The 277-nt window shown below is 85.9% G+C and carries 1 protein-coding gene; it reads left to right on the top strand.

Translation table 11 applies throughout. The features are described from left to right. A partial coding sequence (locus BST40_RS33700; protein WP_208618972.1) for a hypothetical protein occupies positions 1 to 277 on the top strand: 277 nt, incomplete at both ends.

The raw sequence follows: 277 nt of genomic DNA, 5'->3' as shown, positions 1-277 counted from the left end.
GTGTCGGCGGGCTCGGTGGGTCCGGCGGCGCCGGTGGCCTGTTGGGTGGCGGCGGCCTCGGCGGGGCCGGCGGGAGTTCGTTGAACGGCGCGGGTGGGGCCGGCGGCTCCGGCGGGGCCGCCGGGCTGCTGGCCGGGCTGGTCGGCGCCGGCGGCGGTCATGGCGGCGCGGGCGGCTTCAGCGGCGGCATGAACGCCGCCGGCGGCGCCGGCGGGGCCGGCGGCGCCGCCGGGCGGCTGGCCGGCCCGGGCGGCTCCGGCGGAGCCGGCGGACGTGG

The organism is Mycobacterium persicum, from assembly GCF_002086675.1.
Taxonomy (GTDB): domain Bacteria; phylum Actinomycetota; class Actinomycetes; order Mycobacteriales; family Mycobacteriaceae; genus Mycobacterium; species Mycobacterium persicum.
This window is presented reverse-complemented; position numbering and strand designations above follow the sequence as displayed.